We start from the raw sequence: 16,095 nt of genomic DNA on the forward strand, positions 1-16,095 counted from the left end.
GAGCGCGCCTCGGCGTCGCTCGCGCTCGACTGGGAGAGGGACCGTGACCGGCACATTCGATGGCGACAGGCCGCAGCCTGCACGTGGCGAACCACGGCAACCCCCGCGCACTCAATCGCAGCGATTGCTCGCCGGTGACACGGCGGCGCCCGCGCGGCCCGTCGCGCCCAGACTTCCGTCGACGCTCACCACGAGGGACGCCCGCCGTGCGAACGCCGAACTCAGCCCGACGCGGCCGCAGGGAATGACCGGGAAGAAGCCGAAGACGGCCAGGCCTGAGAAGGCTCCGAAGCCGGCCAGAGCGGGATCAGCCGCTGGATCAGTCACCGCAGGAGTGACGGAGAAACCGTCCAGGCCCAGCGTCGATAAACGGCCAACGGTAAGGAAGAGTCGCAGCCGTGGCCCCGGCCGGTTCGATGGAAACCGCGTCCTCACCGTCAGCGTCACGAGCCTCGCCGTGCTCTCGTTGATCGTGGTCGGGGTCCTGCTGTGGACCAAAAATCAGAATCCGGCCATTGAGCGATCCATGTTCGAGGCGTACCAGTCCCAGCAGCGTGAGCTGGAATCGCTTGCCGCCGCTGCGGCATCCGATATCGATTCGTTCGCCACCCTCCATGGCGAGGCATCCGCTCTCAACGGGGCGGCCGTAACCGCCCTGGCAGCGGTGGCCGGCTTCTCGGATGAGCCGTCACGTCTCGTCGCAGAAACGGCACGGGCCGCGTTCGAGTCGAGCATTGTGGCCCAGTCGCCGACGCGGCAGGGAGGTGGCACCGACAGTGACACCGGGCGTGACACCGGCCGTGACACCGGCGCCGATGAGACGCTCGACGCCGACTCGAGCGTGGAGGAGCTCGCCCGCGGCATCAACACGCTCAATGCTGAAGCGCTGCTGCTTGACACCGAAACCGAGGCCGCGGAAGCCGCCGTCACCACCCTCACGGCGGATCGCGATCTGTTCGTCACGGCGCTCGCTGTCTTCGGTTCGACGATTCCCGCGACGGCCGAAGACCTGATCGACGCTGCCCCGGATGTCGATTCCACGCTGGCGGATGCCGTGACGGCAGCGGTCGCCGCACTGACCACGGCGCAGGAGGCCGGGCAAGCCGGTGTGGCAGAACTGAAGGTGTACGCCGATGCGGCGGCCGCACTGAAGGCCGAGCAGGCGCGTCTCGACTCCAGCGTGGTGATCGACGAGGTTGAGCCGGAGGCTGATACCGACGCGCAGCCCACTCCTCGGACGGCGCCCCGGACGCCGAGTCGGCCCCGGGCGACAACGCCTTCGCCCCGGGCGACAACGCCTCCGCCGCCGCCGGCAACAACGCCGCCGCCGATCACGGAGACGACCCCAGGCTCGGGCGAATCGGGCGGCTCGGGCGGCTCCGGCGACGAGTCAAATCCGGCTGAGCCATAAGCCAGACCGCAATCGCTTATACCACCGCCTGCTTTATCGATCAACGGTTGCTGACACCGGATGCGAGGAGTAAGCAGGGGTTACAGGCGCAGGTTGGGGGGTGGATGTCATGGATCGGTCAGGGTCGTCAGCATTCACTCGATTCGCGCCTGCCCGCATCGACGGACCGCGCGGCCTGTGCGATTCGTCCTCGGGGGGTGGCACCCTATTCGGCCATAGCGGATGAGACAAACAGTCTGCTCGGCGGAGTGGTCGAAGGCGTGATGTTCGGCCGTTGACGCTCCGCTGGGCGGCATCACCCGGCGGGTGTTGCCGTTTCGTGTGTATCGAGCGTGGTCCCGTATGGGTTTCGTGAGCGTCGACGTTCACCGCCCCTCGACCGGCTACTACTGAATCATGTCCACTTCCACAGGCCCGCAATCGGTGCCTTCCGAACATCCCGGCGCTGCGGTTCACGCATGACGCTCACCTCGATTCTCCCCACCCTGCGGCGGTCGATCCCCGACCCGCTGAGGGTCGACGCCTGGCCGCAGCACACCAGGGCCACCGTCACTGACCTCACCGTCGCCGGGGTCTCGATGCTCAGACTGGTCGAGCTCTGCCAGACGCCGTGCGTGCACTCCGGGGTCGCCGTGCTTCCGGGAACCAACGGGAAGGCAAACCCGAAACGGGATGCCGCGGTGATCGTCGTTCGCGTGACTGCCGTGCTCGTGAACTGGGATGCGCAACGTGTCGTGCTCATCGACGCCTGCCTCGATTCGGTGCCGGTCTTGTGGGACCAGATGCGGCTGATCGGCCGGGCTTCGACGGTGAAAGACGCCTCGGCGGTGGTGCTCGCCGGTGAAGCGCACCAGAGTCCGTGCGTCGGGCGGAGCGTCATCACACTGCCGGGTGACCTTCGCGAAGGCGACCTGCTCGCTGTGCCGTGCGCCGGCATCCTGACCCGTCGGGACATCCGCCCGATCGACGGCACTGACGCAGATTTCGGTGAGCGCCCGGACTGGCTGGCGGCTCTCGAATGATGCGCCTGGCTGCCGTTGCCGGTCGGCGCGCGGAACAGGTCAGGGAGCGGTGACCCTCGTGCAGAGCATTTCCGCCAGTTGGAGCCTCGCCCGTCGATCGGCCGCGCTCGCGTGCTGGCCCGATGGCACGGTCCACTCCGCCACCGATGTCATCATCGACCGGTCGTCTCTCATGGACGCTGCCTTCGCCGCTCCCACGCCACTGGTGAGAATCGGAGCGGCAGGGGGATGGGCACCGTCGTCCAGGACACCCCAGCGTTTCGTTACCGTGCTGCTCACGCGGGTTGAGCAGGTCGATCTGACCTACGGAAATCGGCGGCTCGCGATCCGTGTCGATGCCTGCCTCGAGCGGTGCCGCCCCAATTTCGATGCGGCTCGCCTGCTCGGGCGCCACACGTCGGCCCGCCGACGGAAGGTGTCGGTGCACTCCGTTACGTCTGCCGAAATCGGATATGGGCGGCTTCCGGTCGACATCGTCGTGGGCGACCTCCTCGCCCTCCCGTGTGACGGCGCTCTTCCGCTGAGTTACGCGCGGCATCCCGCCTTCTCAACCGACGAGACCTTCTCCACTGACGAATCAGACCAGGAGCGGCGGCTTCGTCCGGGAGACGAAGATCCTGGCTTGCCTTCCTGCCTGAAGTGATACCCAGTCACCGGAAAAACCTGCAGGCCGGCACCGTGAGGGCGCAGGTGGGCACGCCTCAGATCCAGGGTCTGTGGGGCCGGTCGTTTGCCACTCGAGCTGACCATCGGGCGGCGCTCGCGGTTCGGGCGCGCTTCGGGCCAGGCGCGCGGGCTAGATGAGCGACCAGGCGGCGATGAGCCCGTTGTAGGCGATGTGCGCGATGATGGCGGCACCGAGCCGGCCCGTTGTCGCCGCGAGGGTGCCAGTGCCGATCCCCACGACGAGCGTCGAGATTCCGACGACGGCCGCCTCCAGCCCGCCGCTGGTCTGCATCATGTGGACGCCGGCGAAGACGAGGGAGGTCACACCGATGGCGACGACGACAGGGACCCGGGCGGCACGCGCCCTCGCCGGGAGCGCGGCGGCGGATGTTCGTACCAGCGCCCGTTGCATCAGCCCGCGGAAGAACAACTCCTCGATCAGCGGGGCGGCCAGAACCGGCGCGAGGATGACGAGCACGAACCACCAGAGGTCGTAGATGACGGGGCCGAACGTTGCCCCGCCGCTCGCGACCCGGCCATAGAGCAGGATCTCGACCAGAGTGGTCGCCGCACGCATCATCCCGCCGATGACGAGGCCGAAGAACAGGTCGATCCACTCGAACCGCAACCCGAAGTCGCGCACGAGCGATCTGCGGCCCCGTAGGTACGACGCGGCGAGGACAGCACCGAGGAGCGGCACCCACGCGGCGAGGTAGCCGAGCGCGGTGCGGAGTTCGGGCGACGCCGACCAGCCGCGGAGCGCAGCCCAGCCAACGGCCCACACGAGAACGACGGCGAGCACGACCCCGACGAACGCGTCGCCGAGCCCCCAGCGGACCCGACGGTCGCCGGATGTGCCGGGGACAGTCGTGCTCATTCCTCAACGATAGGGCGTGCGCTGATGGTCGTGGCGGGGGACGGATCGCTTACCGCTCGTTCGCCACAGTCACGCGCCGCGCGAGGCCGGGGTAGCCGACGACCCACCCGTGTGAGTCGTACCGAACGTCCGCGCCCGTCGCCCCGTCGCCGAACCTGACGTGACATCGGTCAGCCCTGGAGCTCCGCAGGCACGGCCTTGCCCTCGATGTCAGCGGTGAGCCGATCGATCCGCCCGAGGAGCTCATCGAGTTGCTGCGCCGTTTCCCACAACGCCGGATGCTGTTTGCGTACGTCGTCGAGTGACTCGCCGCCCGCGGTAAGGGAGCCGAGATCGAAACTCATGTTCGTGCGTGCTCCGGCGACGGCCGCCCGGAGCGCTCCGCACGCGACGGCGACGTCGGCCACGAGGGCAGGGTTGCCGTGTTGGGCGAGCCACTCCAGGTCGCCGACCGCGTCTGCGCCCGTTCGGCCGAGGTCGGCGGAGGTTTCGGCGGCGGTGACGGATGCCTCGCGGATGGCATTCTCCCGCTCCTCGCCCGGTTCGAGACGAAACGCGCTGCCGAACGACTTGGAGGCGGCGGCATCCTCATCGGCCAGGTGCAGGGCTGCCCGGCGGCCGGCGACCGCGCGGTCCTTCAGTGCGTCGAGTTCCTGCTTGAGTGGACCGTCGACCTCGGTGTACCCGGCGACCATCGAGGTGAGCGCGTACGCCATGGCGAGCATGACGCCCGAGGCGGCTCCGCCTCCCGGCGAGCCGGTGGCGCGGGCGAGCGCATCCGTCCAGTCTTCGATGGTGGAGGTGGTGGCAGAGACTTTCGCTCGGTCATTCATGGGTTAAGTCTGGTCCCTCAGGCCTCGAAGCGCACGGCCCACCCCGCCGAGCGCGGCACATCCATGCCCGACGCTGCAGAAGCTTCTGTAGCGCGCGCATGGATCTGCAGCGGTGGATTCGAGTGCCCGCCTCACGCAAGCTCCGGTCGTGCTTCAGGTCCCGGTGTACTCCACTCGCCCGTGGCACACGAAAGGCCCCCTGCTCAGCAGGGGGCCTTTCACACTAATGCTGTGTGTGTTAAGTCAGTGAGACTTAGCGACGAGCGTCGGTGTTGGTGTTGTTGACGTCGCGGTCGTAGAACTCGCGGCTTCCGGACTTGGCGAGTCCGCGGCTGATCATGTAACCGATGGTGAGGAGCGTGGCGTAGAGCCAAACGCTCTCAGCGCCGAAGCCCTGTCCGTCTTCGCCGTTGTCGACCATCGCGGAAGCGATGAACATCGAGATCAGGATGACGACGTAAGCGATGAACTCAGTGGTCTTGAACGCGGCCTTGGTCTCGGTGGAGAGGCGCGAAACGCGGCCGTTCGTGGTGGTGTTGCTCATGGTGTCCCTCTTTCATGTGACGATCGTGGCGCTGTTGCGCCTGAGCTATGTAAGCAGTCGGTGGGCAAGAAGCGTGAATTGACTGTTGCCCCTTGACATTGCTGGGTGTATAAGCCATTCGCGTACGCGGGGGGCTGCGCGAGCGCTACAGATCCATGCCCGCGCTACAGAAGCTTCTGCAGCGCGGGAATGGATTATGCAGCGCTCGACGGGGAGGGCGCTCGGATGCGGGGCCGGGGCGGATGCCGGGGCCGGGGCGAATGCCGGGCTACGGCCGCGCGCTCGCCACCACGCGCACCCCGCCGGCCGGAACCACCGAGCCCGCCGACACCGGTTCACCCGTGAGGACGTCGGTGCCCTCGATCGAAACCGGTGCAGGGGCATCCGCGTGGTTGATGAAGAAGGTGAAGCTCTCGGAGTCCGTCGACCGCGTCACGACCTCGAGGCCCGCGGGGGGCGCGTCGACCGCGACGCCGCTCGCGTCAAGCACCGAAGTCACGAACCGGAGGAGGTCGTCGCCCACGAGCTTCGTCGAGACGTACCAGGCGGTGCCGGATCCGCGGGTGTTGCGCGTCACCGCGGGTTTGCCGGCAGCGGGCCCGTCGACGTAGGTGTCGACGGCCACGGCCGTGTCGAGCACGATGTCGTCAGCCCACGCGCTGCCCGTCGAGCCGTCGCTGAGCGCAACGGCCTGGTCGGCGTAGAGCGGCAGGAATTCCTCGATCGACAGGCCGAGCACGTCGCGCAGCGCTCCCGGCGACGCACCCGCAGGGACCTCGTCGTTCTCGCCGACGATGCCGGAGAAGTACGAGACGACGAGGGTGCCGCCGCTCGATACGTAGCTGTCGATGTTCGCAGCGTCTGCCTCGGCGAGCAGGTAGAGGCTCGGCGCGAAGACCACGTCGTACCCCGACAGGTCGGCGCTCGGGTGCACGAAGTCGACGGTGACGCCGAGGCCCCACAACGCACTGTAGAACGCCTCGATGCGCTCGCGGTGGCCGAGTTCGACCGAGGGCCGCCACTCCAGGTCGAGGGCCCAGAACGACTCGATGCTCCAGACGATGGCAACGGATGCCGTCACCCGCGATCCCGCGACAGGCTCGAGTGCCCGAAGGTCAGAGCCCAGCTGCACGACCTCGTTCCAGATGCGTGTGCTGGTGCCACCGTGGGGCAGCATCGCCGAGTGGAACTTCTCGGCACCGAACCGGCTCGCCCGGAACTGGAAGAACATCACGGCATCCGAACCTCGCGCCACGTGGGAGAGACTGTTGCGGGCCATCTCGCCGGCGCGCTTGGCGATGTTGCGTGGCTGCCAGTTGACCGCCGAGGTGGAGTGCTCCATCAGGATCCAGGGCCTGGAGCCGGCGAGCGAACGCGTGAAGTCGGCGTCCATCGCCAGCAGCACGTGGTTGTCGGTGCGCTCGGCAACGAGGTAGTGGTCATTTGCGACGATGTCGACCTCCTGCGCCCATTTCCAGTAGTCGATGGATGGGCAGTTGGTCGCCATGAAGTTCGTCGTGATGGGCGCGTCGGTGAACGCACGGATCGCGTCGCGCTCGCCGATGAAGCAAGCGAGCAGGGCATCGGAGGTGAACCGCTGGAAGTCGAGTCGCTGGGCCTGGTTCGACGTGCTCGCTGAGACCCGCGGTGCGTCGATCTCGTCCCACTCGCCGTAGGACTGGCCCCAGAACCGGGTGCCCCAGGCGCGGTTGAGCGCGTCGAGCGTGCCGTAGCGGGCCTGCAGCCACTCCCGGAATGCGGCGACCGAGTAGTCGTCGTAGCTGTCGCTGATCGGCGCACCGTACTCGTTGTGCACGTGCCACATCACGACGGCAGGATGCTGCGCGTAGCGTTCCGCGAGTTTCGTCGCGATCGCAACGCTCGCACGCCGGTACTCAGGGGAGCTCGGGCTCACCATTCCTCGCGAGCCGAAGCCGAGAGTACGTCCGTCGCGGGTCATCGGGTGGGCGGCCGGGTACTTCTTCCAGAACCAGGCCGGGGGCGCGGCGGTCGGGGTTCCGAGGTCGACGTCGATACCGGCATCCGCGAGCAGGCCGATGATGTCGTCGAGGAAGCTGAAGTCGTACTCGCCCTCACGCGGCTCGAGAACCACCCAGGAGAAAATGCCGATGCTGACGAGGTTGACGCCCGCCTCTTTCATGAGCGCGATGTCTTCGACCCAGGTCTCGCGGTCCCACTGTTCGGGGTTGTAGTCGCCACCGTAGCGAAGGCCTTTTGAGCCGGGAATCCACGACATGTACTGATCTCCTTTGACACACGCACCCACTGTGCGCGCTCCCAGTTCTATCACAGCATATATTCCGGCTAATGACACCCACAAGCTGTTTGACAACCCAATCGGCTGTGTGCGTTACTAGAACCGCTCACAGGTACAACGCCGTTCTCCGCTCGAAGTCAACGATCCGACTTCCGATGTTGGCAGCACGCGCTGCACCGCCCCTGCACAACATCACAGCCACAAGGAGAACGACATGCGTTCATCAGTCCGCATGGGAGCGCTGGCATCAGTAGCCGCCGCAACCATGCTCTTCACCGGATGCTCCGCCGGAGGCGACTCCGCTGGCGGAGACTCCGGTCCGGTCGAGCTCACCTACTGGGCCTGGGCCCCCAACCTCGACAAGGTCGTCGACATCTGGAACGAAGACAACCCCGACATCCAGGTCACCGTCAACAAGCAGGATGGCGGCGACCCCGCGATCACTAAGCTGCTCACCGCGATCAAGGCTGGCAGCGGCGCTCCCGACCTGATCCAGGCCGAGTACCAGAAGATCCCAACGCTCGTGGCATCGGATGCTCTCGCTGACCTTTCCGAGAGCGGCGCAAGTGACGTTGCCGACCAGTTCCCCGCATCCGTCTGGGATTCCGTCACCCTCGGTTCCGACGCCGTCTACGCCATCCCGCAGGACACCGGCCCCATGATGGCGTACTACCGCGAGGACATCCTCGCCCAGCACGGCCTCAGCATCCCGACGACGTGGGAGGAGTACGCCGAAACCGCCCGTGCGCTGCACGCTGCAGACCCGACGAAGTACCTCGGTACGTTCTCGGCCAACGACGCCGGCTGGTTTACCGGACTCGCGCAGCAGGCCGGAGCATCCTGGTGGTCCATCGACGGTGAGAGCTGGGGCGTCGAGATCGACGAAGAACCCACGCAGAAGGTTGCCGAGTACTGGGGCGGCCTCGTCGAAGAGGGCGTCATCGACAACAAGCCGATGTACACGCCCGAGTGGAACGCCGGCCTGAACGACGGAACGCAGGCCGGCTGGGTCAGCTCGGTCTGGGGACCGGGCGTGCTCTCGGGCAATGCGACCGACACCGCGGGCACGTGGGTTGCGGCCGAACTGCCCAACTGGGAGTCCGGTGAGGCATCCAATGGCAACTGGGGCGGTTCGTCGACAGCGGTAACCACGCAGTCGAAGCACCCGGAGCAGGCGATGGAGTTCATCGAGTGGCTCAACACCGACCCTGAGGCGATCCAGGCTCTCATCGACACGTCGGGCATCTACCCGGCGGCGACCGAGGCCGCGGCCGAAGCGCTGACCGAATCGCCTGAATTCTTCAGCAACCAGACCGACTTCTACGACGTCGCCGCCCAGGCTGCCGAGAACGTATCTCCGTTCAGCTATGGACCGAACGTCAACGTGACATTCAGCGCATATAACGACGAGTTCGCGAAGGCTGCCGAGTCGAAGAGCATCACTGCCTTCCTCGACGCGGTCGCTGCCATGCAGAAGATCACCACGGACGACCTCACCAAGAGCGGCTTCACCGTCAAATAGGTCGACCGCACCACACCGCAACACCGCCACCGGGGTGCCTCAGGCGCCCCGGTGGCCTCAACCCCCGGAGATCTCCGTGACATCCCTCGCTGAACCAGCGCCGAAGAAGGCGCCATCCGCACCCGGAAAGAGCCGGCGAACGGATGCCGCCAGAAAGCGGCCGGGAAACTTCCGCACGCGGGTGCTCACCCCGTATCTCATGCTCGCGCCGGGCATCCTGCTGTTCACCCTGTTTATGCTCGCGCCGATCGTGTACACACTCTTCCTCAGCTTCCAGAAGAAGAAGGTCGTCGGCCTCGGGCTCGGTTCCGGTGGACAGACCCGCGTCTTCGCCGGTTTCGAGAACTACATCAGTACCTTCACCAATCCCGAGTTCGCGGCCAGCGTCGGCCGGGTGCTGCTCTACGGGGTCGTGCTTATCCCGACGATGCTCGCGCTCGCCCTGCTGTTTGCGCTGCTGCTTGACTCGAAGCGCACTCGGGCGGCCGGGTTCTCCCGCATCTCGATCTTCCTGCCCTACGCGGTTCCCGCCGTGATCAGCTCGCTGCTCTGGGGCTTCCTCTATCTGCCGGCGGTCAGCCCGTTCTACTACATCTTCGACCTGCTCGGCTGGGACGTGCCGAGCATGCTGTCGAGCGGACTCGTGCTCTTCGGCATCGCGAACATCGCGCTGTGGGGCGGTGTCGGCTTCAACATGATCGTCATCTACACCTCACTCAAGGCCGTGCCGACCGAGATCTACGAGGCCGCGAAGATCGACGGCGCGAGCGAGGTGCAGATCGCGCTCCGCATCAAGATCCCGATCATCGCCCCCGCCCTGGTGATGACGGGACTCTTCTCGATGATTGCCACCCTCCAGGTGTTCAGCGAACCCACGATCCTCCGGCCGCTGTCGAACAGCCTCTCCACGAGCTGGTCGCCGCTCATGCTCGTCTACCGTGACGCATTCACGCGCGACGACATCTACTCGGCGGCAGCGACCTCGATGGTGATCGCGATCGCGACCTTCGCGCTCTCGTTCCTATTCCTCCGCATCGTCCAGAAGCGCGCTTTCGGACAGGAAGACTGACATGACCACTCTCTCCGCACCCCGGGTCCGGTCGACCGGCGCCGCGCCCCACGCGAAGGCCAAACGCGAGCCGATCAGTTTTGTCTCGACCGGCATCCTGATTCTTGGCGCCCTCTATTGCCTCTTCCCGGTGCTCTGGGTCGTCATGGCGTCGACGAAGAACGGCGCAGAACTGTTCTCCACGTTCACCCTGATGCCGAGCACCCACCTGTGGGAGAACATCGTCGAGCTGACGCAGTACCGTGACGGGCTGTTCTGGCGATGGATGCTGAACACCGCGCTGTACGCCGGCGTCGGTGCACTCATCAGCACCTGGGTCTCGGCGCTGTCCGGGTACGTGCTCGCGAAGTTCACCTTCCCCGGCAAATCGATGGTGTTCAAGATCCTGCTCATGGGCGTACTCGTTCCCGGAGTGATCCTCGCGATTCCGCAGTACTTCCTCATGGCGCAGGTGGGGCTCACGAACACCTACTGGGCTGTTCTGCTGCCCCAGCTCATCAGCCCGTACGGCATCTATCTGGCCAGGATCTACGCCGCGGCATCCGTACCGACCGACGTGATCGAAGCGGCACGCACCGAGGGTGCGGGGGAGATGGGGATCTTCGCGAAGATCGCCACCCCGATGATGCTGCCAGGACTCGTCACGATCTTCCTGTTCCAGTTCGTCGCCGTGTGGAACAACTTCATGCTGCCGTACATCATGCTCGGGAATGACAACCTGTTCCCGATCACCGTCGGGCTCAGCGGTCTGCTCAACCAGGGTGCGACCGCGCCGGCGCTCTACACGCTCGTGATCACCGGGGCGCTGCTCTCTGTCATCCCGCTCATCCTCCTGTTCCTTCTGCTGCAGCGCTTCTGGAAGGTGGACCTCGCCGCCGGCGCGGTGAAGGCGTGACCAACCGGGTCACCTATGCTGAAGGCGTGAGCACCCCAGGACCCCGTCGCAGGCCAACGATCGATGACGTGGCCGTTGAAGCCGGGGTGTCCCGTGGCACGGTGTCGCGCGTACTCAACGGCGGGCACTGGGTCAGCCCAGACTCGCTGTCGGCGGTGAACGCGGCCATCAAGAAGACCGGTTACCGCATCAACCCGCACGCGCGCAGCCTCGCGACGAGCAGGGCGAACTCGGTGGCGTTCCTCTTGACCGAACCGCACGAGCGCCTGTTCGAAGACCCCAACTTTTCGCTGCTGATGCGCGGTGCGGCGCAGGCGCTCGAGCAGCGCGATATCCCCCTCGTGTTGCTCATGGCCGGGACCGAGGCGGAGCAGCGCCGGGTCACCGACTTCATCACCGCCGGGCACGTGGACGGTGTGCTGCTGGTCTCCTCGCACGCCGGTCGGCAGGGTTTTCTGTCCGAACTCGTGCGGTCGAAGGTGCCGGCGATCGCCTGTGGCATCCCGCTCGGCTATGAACGGAAGATCGGCTACGTCGCCGCCGACGACCAGCACGGGGCGCAGACCGCCGTGGAGTACCTGCAGGACCTGGGGCGCACGAGGATCGCGACGATCACCGGGCCGCAGGACACCTCAGGTGGCATCGGCCGGCTTGCCGGATACCGGGACCAGCTCGGTGACGCGGTAGAGGAGTCGCTCATTGCCATTGGTGATTACACGCGGGCGAGCGGGGTGCGCGGGATGCGCGAGCTGCTCGAGCGTGACCCGTCGATCGACGCGGTGTTCGCGGGCAACGACCTGATGGCCGCCGGCGCGCTCGATGTGTTGGCAGAGGCGGGGCGGCGGGTGCCGGAGGACGTCGCGGTCGTCGGTTTCGATGACTCTCCTGTCGCCACCCAGACGAACCCGCAGCTCACGACGATGAAGCAGCCGTTCGACCGGATCAGCTCTGAGATGGTGCGGCTCCTGCTCGAGGTGATCGACGGCAACCCGGCCGCGGCGATGACGCTGCCGACCCAGATGGTGCGGCGCGGCTCGGCGTAGCTCGCGCGGTTGCGCGGTCCCCGTTGCGCGAGCGCGGCAGTTACATGCCCGCGCTACAGAAGCTTCTGCAGCGCGGGCATGGAAAGTGCAGCGCTCGGTGGGGGTCGCGGGGCGGATACAGAGAAACGGATGCCCCGGACCGACGTGGTCCGCGGCATCCGTCTATGCTCGTCCCGTGATCAACATTCGGTTGGTGGATCCCGCTGCGGAACCGGACGTGGTCGGGCGCCTGGTCGGTAACTACCTGCGTCAGACTGAACGCGAGAAGGCGCAGCGCGGGTTGGCGGCGCCGGCTGCGGACACGGCGTTGCCGGCCCGATATGAGCGGGAAATCTCGCATCCCGCTGAGGCGTTCGAGAACTGTCAGGTGGTGATGGCGGCCGTGGACGGTGTGCCCGCGGGAATCGTCGTGACGCAATCCGTCGCGGATGTGATCGAGATCAAACGGCTGTGGGTGGAGCCGCAGCATCGGGGCAAGTCGGTCGGGTCGGCGCTTATCGAGCACGTTCTGGCGTTTACACATGCTGATATCTATCGCCTCACCGTGTGGGACTGGCGGGAACCGGCGCTCGCGACGTACCGGAGGCTGGGCTTCGAAATAGTGGAGTCGTGGGATCCGCGCGCGCACCTCGTCTGCCTCCAACGGGTTGGCTAAAGCGGATCCAGGGCACGGCGATCACTGTCACATTGCTGCCGCTGCGTGTAGCGTTCGGGCAGATAGAGCGGGCCTGGCGACCAGCTTGCCTCGCCCAGCCGCCGCGATGAAAGGACTCATGGCGTACACCGATTCTTCGCGGCGTTCTCGATCAGGATCCACGATGCGCCGTCTGGCCGCTGTTGTCGCTCTGGTGGCGATCAGCCTCGTGACCGCGTGTGCGAGTTCCGCGCCGCCGGTAGTCCCAACACCCCCGGCCCCCAATGCGGACGGACCGGCATTTGAGTTTCTCGACGCGGGGAGCGGCGTCGAAATCCGGGAGGGCGACGACTGGAGCCTGCCGGCATCCGCGCGACCGGCGCCGAATTCCGGGTTCTTCTCGGAGGAGGCGTCCGTTTCTGACCACGTGTTTGTCCGATCGGTTGACCTCAGTTGGCGGCAAATCCAACCCCGGCAGGGAGATCTCGATCGCGGGGCGACCGGTGAAGCACAGGGCCTGAGCTTCGATTCGCTCGACGAGCAACTCGCCGGGCCCGACCGGTTCTGGATGCGCATCTTCGCGAGCGGCGAGACCTGGGCGCCGGAGTGGGTCGCCGACGAGTGCGGAGTGTCGACCTACGGGCCAGACTACGACGGCGAGCGGCACCTGCCGATCTGGGACGAGTGCGTCTGGGGGCACCTGCTCGACACCTATCGTCGACTGTTCGTCGACGCGGGCCTCGCCGCCGACCCGCGCCTCGCATTCGTGTACGTCCCCGGCGCCTTCACCTGGGCCGAGTTCGACTACGAGATGGTGACGGCCGCCGTCGATGCGGGCGACCTCGACCTCGAGACCTACCTCGCCTGGCACGACCACGCCTGGACCGACCTCGCCGAGCTGTTCGGCGAGCACGCGAACAAGCTCGTCTTCACGGGCGAGGACTACCCCTTCGGTCCGTTCGGCGCCGATGACGACCTGCTCGCGGCGCAGGCGGTCGACGCGGGTCTCGGCATCCGTAACGGCATCACAGAGCTGTCGAACTTCCACCTGAGTGAGGCGCCGGCCTACGGGTCGCACGTTCTGCCGAACGGGCACCTCGCGCTCGACGACACCCTGCCTGTGCACGACGGCACCCGTATCGTCGCTGCCGAGAACGAGTGCTACAACGACTGCGGTTACGAGACCGACGACCCGTATTACGCGGTGCGGCAGTCGAATCTCAAGGCGCTGCAGCTGCGGACGAACTGGATTTACGTGGTGCCTGAGCCCTCGTATTTCGCCGAGTATCCGGAGCACTGGGATTGGGTGCGGTTGTCGATGGGGGCGACGGCCTCGACCGCCGCGGATGCCTGGGCCGCGTTGCGGGATGCCGAGGACACCTACTGGGCGGGCGACGAGGCGGGGCCGTTTGGTGATGGGTCGTGGGTCGACCGTCCGTGGGTGCGCAATCTGGAGCGCTGGCTCGTGCAGGTCGATGAGCCGGGCTCGGTCGCGCACCGCTCGGACGACGACGTGCACAGTGAGGTTCTCGAGTCCGACAACGGGACCGCTCACGAGGGTTTGCGAACGGATGCCGTTGGCGGCGACACCGGATTCGTCTTCGAGCTCGATCCGCGGTTTGAGGCGGCATCCGGCGCGTGTGTGGTGAAGGTGACCTACCTCGACGAGGGAGCCGGCTCGTTTACCGTGGATGTGGGGGAGTGGTCGTCGCCACCGGTTGAGCGCACGGGGGATGGCGTCTGGAAGACCGCGACGGTCGCGATTCCGCCGGGAACCCTCGCGGAGCATCCGTCGTTCCGGGTTTCGCTGGCGGCCGGTGCTGATGACCTCACGGCGCGGTTCGTGAGGGTGGTCCGCGCGGAGTGACGAGCGCTGGTGTGGGCGCTCTATCTGCGAGCGCTGCACTTCCATGCCCGCGCTCCAGAAGCTTCTGCAGCGCGAGCATGTTTCTGCAGCGCTCGGCGTCTGGGCACTGCTGGGCACGGCAAAGCGGGGCGAGTGCAGCGGCTCGACCAGGCACGATGGGCACGTGCAAAGCACGGCGCTACCCCGCGCTCGCGAGTCTCAATCTCACGGGCGCCCCTTCGACGAGGGCAGCCCGTCGAAGCTGAGCCTGTCGTAGAGCCGGCGGGGCGGGTAGAGGTCCCGCGGCTCCCAGCGCGAGAGCCGACCGACCACCTGACGGAGCTCGTTCTCGCGATTCTTCTCATCGATGACCGCCATCTCGGGGGTGCGCCCGCGAAGGTAACGGGCATCCGTATATTTGGCTCGACCGTCGCACTCGCCCGCATGATCGAAGTCGTTCCAGTAAAAGTCCGGCCTGGCAGTGCGTCCGCTCGGGAGACGGAACTCGACCTGCAGCAGGGGTGGAGGAAAACCGAGCAAGTAGATCCACACACGGCTGTGTGACTCTTCGGGCGAGTCAGACTGGCCCGTTGCGAACTCCGCCGCGGCGGCGGCCCTGCGGTAGCCGCGATGACCGCCGGCGGCTTCGACGCGGCGAGCGATGGCATCCGTCGTCGCCAATGCTGCACCGTGGCGCCCGATGTGCAGCGCGGAGTCCATCGCGACGACGCCGTCGGCAAACGGGAGGCGGCGGGCGAGGTCGACAACGGTTTGCGCGGGGGAGGTGAGCAGCAGGCCCTCGTGCTCGACGATCTCAACGTCGGTCAGCGAGCGGCCGTGGCGTTTCACTGCTCCGGACGATCGGCCACCGCGCGACTGGTCGGTCGTCACGTCGATCGGATCGGGCCAGGTGCCGAGAATACGGATGCCCCACAGCGCGGCCGCGGCGTAGTGCGAGTAGACCACGGTGCCGCGCGCTCGTTCGGCGGCCTCCAGCACTCGAAGGCGGTGTTGTTCATGGGGAGGGAGTCCGACCCATGGGCCCGACCGGGCGTACGAGCCGTGTGCAATCCGGACGATCTCGCCGTTCTGCCTGGATCGCCTCAGCGTCGCGTCGGTGGCGCCGAGTGCGAGCTCCTCGTGTCTGCGAATGATGAAATCAGGCATGCTCCTACCGTCGGGCGTCCGACGGCGGTGACCGACGGCATCCACGAGCTGGGGGAGAAACGGATGCGCAGACTCGCGTGTGAGGGGACCGGCGGCTGCTCGAGCGCTGCACATTCAGTGTTGCGCTGGCATGTGGGACGGGGTAGTGCGGCCCGAGCGCTGCACATCCTGCGTTGCGCTGCAGAAGCTTCTGCCGCGCAACGGAAGTAGCTGCAGCGGTGGGTGGGCGGGGCTGCCCTGCGCCTGGCGTGAGCCGGTGGGCTCGGGTCTGCGGCTCGGTCGCGCGCG

Annotated in this window: 14 protein-coding genes; 9 read left to right on the forward strand and 5 right to left on the reverse strand. The window is 66.7% G+C overall.

Annotated features, from left to right (window positions below):
* Positions 1 to 43 precede the first annotated feature (43 nt).
* From C3E77_RS02700 to C3E77_RS02710, 3 genes are all read left to right on the forward strand, one after another.
* Positions 44 to 1,411: a hypothetical protein gene (locus tag C3E77_RS02700; RefSeq protein ID WP_162924891.1), complete on the forward strand. Its 1,368-nt coding sequence runs from the start codon at positions 44 to 46 to the stop codon at positions 1,409 to 1,411.
* A gap of 458 nt (positions 1,412 to 1,869) precedes the next feature.
* Entirely contained in the window at positions 1,870 to 2,433 is a 564-nt protein-coding gene (locus tag C3E77_RS02705; protein WP_108390229.1) for a hypothetical protein, read from the forward strand.
* A 49-nt stretch (positions 2,434 to 2,482) separates the two neighbouring features.
* Positions 2,483 to 3,076 (forward strand): hypothetical protein, encoded by a 594-nt coding sequence (locus C3E77_RS02710; RefSeq protein WP_108390230.1) that lies wholly within the window; start codon positions 2,483 to 2,485, stop codon positions 3,074 to 3,076.
* Positions 3,077 to 3,229: 153 nt separating this feature from the next.
* Here the strand turns inward: C3E77_RS02710 and C3E77_RS02715 are convergent, their stop codons facing one another.
* From C3E77_RS02715 to C3E77_RS02730, 4 genes are all read right to left on the reverse strand, one after another.
* Positions 3,230 to 3,976, reverse strand: a complete 747-nt coding sequence (locus C3E77_RS02715) for a CPBP family intramembrane glutamic endopeptidase (protein ID WP_108390231.1) — start codon at positions 3,974 to 3,976, stop codon at positions 3,230 to 3,232.
* A 170-nt stretch (positions 3,977 to 4,146) separates the two neighbouring features.
* The gene (locus C3E77_RS02720; protein WP_108390232.1) at positions 4,147 to 4,809 is read right to left on the reverse strand and encodes a cyclodeaminase/cyclohydrolase family protein; all 663 of its coding nucleotides are present in this window, start codon (positions 4,807 to 4,809) and stop codon (positions 4,147 to 4,149) included.
* Between the two features lie 253 nt (positions 4,810 to 5,062).
* The gene (locus C3E77_RS02725) at positions 5,063 to 5,353 is read right to left on the reverse strand and encodes a hypothetical protein (RefSeq protein ID WP_108390233.1); all 291 of its coding nucleotides are present in this window, start codon (positions 5,351 to 5,353) and stop codon (positions 5,063 to 5,065) included.
* 268 nt (positions 5,354 to 5,621) lie between these two features.
* Positions 5,622 to 7,610: a beta-galactosidase gene (locus tag C3E77_RS02730; RefSeq protein ID WP_108390234.1), complete on the reverse strand. Its 1,989-nt coding sequence runs from the start codon at positions 7,608 to 7,610 to the stop codon at positions 5,622 to 5,624.
* 235 nt (positions 7,611 to 7,845) lie between these two features.
* On the opposite strand from C3E77_RS02730, the gene C3E77_RS02735 reads away from it, so the two are divergent.
* The 6 genes from C3E77_RS02735 to C3E77_RS02760 all read left to right on the forward strand — a co-directional run bounded on the left by C3E77_RS02735 (position 7,846) and on the right by C3E77_RS02760 (position 14,661).
* Complete coding sequence (locus tag C3E77_RS02735) at positions 7,846 to 9,153, forward strand: ABC transporter substrate-binding protein (RefSeq protein ID WP_108390235.1); 1,308 nt, start codon at positions 7,846 to 7,848, stop codon at positions 9,151 to 9,153.
* Positions 9,154 to 9,229: 76 nt separating this feature from the next.
* Positions 9,230 to 10,222, forward strand: coding sequence for a carbohydrate ABC transporter permease (locus C3E77_RS02740; protein ID WP_232528894.1), 993 nt, complete (start codon positions 9,230 to 9,232; stop codon positions 10,220 to 10,222).
* 1 nt (position 10,223) lies between these two features.
* On the forward strand, positions 10,224 to 11,117 hold the full coding sequence (locus C3E77_RS02745; RefSeq protein ID WP_108390236.1) for a carbohydrate ABC transporter permease: 894 nt from the start codon (positions 10,224 to 10,226) through the stop codon (positions 11,115 to 11,117).
* A gap of 26 nt (positions 11,118 to 11,143) precedes the next feature.
* Positions 11,144 to 12,160 (forward strand): LacI family DNA-binding transcriptional regulator, encoded by a 1,017-nt coding sequence (locus C3E77_RS02750; RefSeq protein WP_108392972.1) that lies wholly within the window; start codon positions 11,144 to 11,146, stop codon positions 12,158 to 12,160.
* Between the two features lie 175 nt (positions 12,161 to 12,335).
* Entirely contained in the window at positions 12,336 to 12,815 is a 480-nt protein-coding gene (locus C3E77_RS02755; protein WP_108390237.1) for a GNAT family N-acetyltransferase, read from the forward strand.
* A gap of 163 nt (positions 12,816 to 12,978) precedes the next feature.
* The gene (locus tag C3E77_RS02760; RefSeq protein WP_108390238.1) at positions 12,979 to 14,661 is read left to right on the forward strand and encodes a hypothetical protein; all 1,683 of its coding nucleotides are present in this window, start codon (positions 12,979 to 12,981) and stop codon (positions 14,659 to 14,661) included.
* A gap of 204 nt (positions 14,662 to 14,865) precedes the next feature.
* Here the strand turns inward: C3E77_RS02760 and C3E77_RS15565 are convergent, their stop codons facing one another.
* Positions 14,866 to 15,807, reverse strand: coding sequence for a type IV toxin-antitoxin system AbiEi family antitoxin domain-containing protein (locus C3E77_RS15565; protein ID WP_234031264.1), 942 nt, complete (start codon positions 15,805 to 15,807; stop codon positions 14,866 to 14,868).
* Positions 15,808 to 16,095: the final 288 nt, after the last annotated feature.

It is taken from the genome of Mycetocola zhujimingii (assembly GCF_003065425.1).
In the GTDB taxonomy this organism is placed as follows: domain Bacteria; phylum Actinomycetota; class Actinomycetes; order Actinomycetales; family Microbacteriaceae; genus Mycetocola_A; species Mycetocola_A zhujimingii.

Coding starts and splice junctions, on each gene's coding strand:
- C3E77_RS02730 (WP_108390234.1), bottom strand. CDS start 7,610: ATGTCGTGGATTCCCGGCTCAAAAGGCCTTCGCTACGGTGGCGACTAC.
- C3E77_RS02715 (WP_108390231.1), bottom strand. CDS start 3,976: ATGAGCACGACTGTCCCCGGCACATCCGGCGACCGTCGGGTCCGCTGG.
- C3E77_RS15565 (WP_234031264.1), bottom strand. CDS start 15,807: ATGCCTGATTTCATCATTCGCAGACACGAGGAGCTCGCACTCGGCGCC.
- C3E77_RS02725 (WP_108390233.1), bottom strand. CDS start 5,353: ATGAGCAACACCACCACGAACGGCCGCGTTTCGCGCCTCTCCACCGAG.
- C3E77_RS02760 (WP_108390238.1), top strand. CDS start 12,979: ATGCGCCGTCTGGCCGCTGTTGTCGCTCTGGTGGCGATCAGCCTCGTG.
- C3E77_RS02720 (WP_108390232.1), bottom strand. CDS start 4,809: ATGAATGACCGAGCGAAAGTCTCTGCCACCACCTCCACCATCGAAGAC.
- C3E77_RS02735 (WP_108390235.1), top strand. CDS start 7,846: ATGCGTTCATCAGTCCGCATGGGAGCGCTGGCATCAGTAGCCGCCGCA.
- C3E77_RS02705 (WP_108390229.1), top strand. CDS start 1,870: ATGACGCTCACCTCGATTCTCCCCACCCTGCGGCGGTCGATCCCCGAC.
- C3E77_RS02745 (WP_108390236.1), top strand. CDS start 10,224: ATGACCACTCTCTCCGCACCCCGGGTCCGGTCGACCGGCGCCGCGCCC.